Here is a 2,243-nt window from a genome sequence, read left to right as displayed (position 1 = left end):
GCCACGTTTTCGCAGGTAGGCACGGAAACCGCGGGAGCTGTAAGCCTTGTCTGCGATGACCTGGTCGGGCCTGCACCGAGGCCGGCCCGGGCCGGTGCGGGGAACACGGATCCGTTCCAGCAGAGGGCGTGCGCAGACACTGTCGTGGCGCTGGCCGGGCATCACCAGGATCGCGAGCGGGCGGCCCCTGCCGTCGCAGGCGAGATGGATTTTGGTGGTCTTGTGTCCTGAACATGAAAGGGAGTTGGTTGTAGGGCCGCTTCTGGAAATGGTGCTGTGCGAAAGATGAAGGTATGGCCCTTCAGAGTCGCCCTGCGGGGGGAGGCTCTAAACCGCCTCATGCCGCGTTGACTGAAGACCGTCGTGGTGAGCGATGAGGAAAAGGCGTCGTAAGAGGCGTCAGGTGGGGACTGGAAAGGCGAACGCAAGCGAATCGCTGCTGACGTGTCGAAAAAGATGAAGACGGCATCGAAACCGGGGTGTGACCACTATCCCGGGATGAGCCTGGCGGGTGCCCGTTTATTGGCCAGGTGGTGTCCGGCATGTAGGCGACGCGAGTCCGGTCTGCTGCTTTCGCATGGAACAGGAGAAGGCAGGTCCCGATACTGCCCGAGGGGTAGTGGGCGAGAGGGAGTACCCCGAGCAGCAGAAACTGTGAGGGGCAGAGTACCGACGCGGAGCCTGCTGGCGGACCGGTCCGTAGTAGTGAGGAAGCCTCTGTAACGGGGGTGGAGCGAAGGGGCCGGGTCGTTCGTGACTGAGTTGATCGCATCAACCGGACAGTGTCCGGGAGGAGTTCGGTGAGCCAGTTGAAGTCTCAGATCAAGCCGTTTGATATCTCGAAGTGGGAAGTCAAGGAGGCGTGGGAGGAAGTCAGGGCAAATAGAGGCGCACCCGGTGTGGACGGCCGGAGTATCGATGAGTTCGCGAAAGACCTGAAGGGAAATCTTTACAAGGTCTGGAACCGGATGTCATCGGGCTCCTACTTCCCGCCTCCGGTGCGTGCGGTCGTTATTCCCAAGTCGCACGGATCTGGAACGCGAGTGCTCGGCATTCCCGCCGTCTCCGACCGTGTGGCTCAGACTGTTGTGGCGCGACATCTGATGCGGAGGGTGGAGCCTCTATTCCATCCAGACAGCTATGGATATCGGCCAGGGCGGTCCGCTTTGGACGCGATAGGCAAGTGTCGGGAACGCTGCTGGAAGCGGGACTGGGTGGTGGAGTTCGACATCACCAAGTTCTTCGACAGCGTGCCCTGGAACCTGCTGGTCAAGGCGGTGGGAGCACACACCGACGCCGTTTGGGTGAATTTGTATGTCCGGCGGTGGCTCGAGGCCCCGCTCGCCATGCCCGACGGCACTCTGCTGCAACGGGAACGCGGAACCCCGCAAGGGGCGCCAGTTTCCCCTGTGTTGGCGAACCTGTTCCTGCACTACGCGTTCGACACCTGGATGGCACGGGAGTTCCCGAACATCTGGTTCGAGCGGTATGCGGACGATGCAGTTTTGCACTGCGTCACCGAGCGTCAGGCCCGGACGGTGCTGGCCGCGCTCGTGGACAGGATGGCTGAGGTCGGGCTGCACCTGCACCCGGACAAGACCCGGATTGTGTATTGCAGGGACGGCCGACGCCAAGGCTCATTCGAGCACATGGCGTTCACCTTCCTCGGATACACGTTCCGAGCCAGGCAGAACCAGGATCGATACGGCAAGTCGTTCCAGTCGTTCGACCCTGCTGTCAGCAAGGACGCCCTGAAGAAGATGGGACGGGAAGTGCGGTCTTGGCGCTTGCACACCCGGTCCGATCTGTCCTTCCGAGAGCTTGCCCGCAGGATCAATCCTGTCGTGGCCGGCTGGATCAACTACTACGGACGTTTCAGACCGTGGGAGCTGAATCCCTTCTTGATGCGCATCAACGCCTACCTGGTGCGATGGATCCGCCAGAAGTACAAACGGCTTGCGGCCGAACGGAAAGCCATCTCGAAAATGCTGGAGATCGCCCAGCGATACCCCCGCATGTTCGCGCACTGGCGCTGCACCGTCGCGGCTGTGATGACCTGACGATCAGAACGGCAAGAGCCGTGTAACGGGAGACTGTTACGCACGGTTCTGTGAGAGCCGGGAGGTGAGATCCCTCCCGGCTACTCGGCAGCCCGCCTCGGGATCGGCCGAGGGCGTGATCGTCCGGTTCGTCCTGCTGATGCCGCCCCCTTTTCGACCGGTGGCGGCGGCATGCTGGTGCGC

General features: G+C 62.1%; 2 protein-coding genes. One reads left to right on the top strand and one right to left on the bottom strand.

The features are described 5' to 3' along the window. Nucleotides 1–270: transposase (locus AB0F77_RS42925; protein ID WP_361960217.1), on the bottom strand; the 270-nt coding region annotated here is incomplete at its 3' end. A 530-nt stretch (nucleotides 271–800) separates the two neighbouring features. On the opposite strand from AB0F77_RS42925, the gene ltrA reads away from it, so the two are divergent. Continuing rightward, the gene (ltrA, locus tag AB0F77_RS42920; RefSeq protein WP_358079602.1) at nucleotides 801–2,060 is read left to right on the top strand and encodes a group II intron reverse transcriptase/maturase; all 1,260 of its coding nucleotides are present in this window, start codon (nucleotides 801–803) and stop codon (nucleotides 2,058–2,060) included. Nucleotides 2,061–2,243: the final 183 nt, after the last annotated feature.

Origin of the sequence: Streptomyces sp. NPDC026672 (assembly GCF_040638185.1) — a bacterium.
In the GTDB taxonomy this organism is placed as follows: Bacteria; Actinomycetota; Actinomycetes; order Streptomycetales; family Streptomycetaceae; genus Streptomyces.
This window is presented reverse-complemented; position numbering and strand designations above follow the sequence as displayed.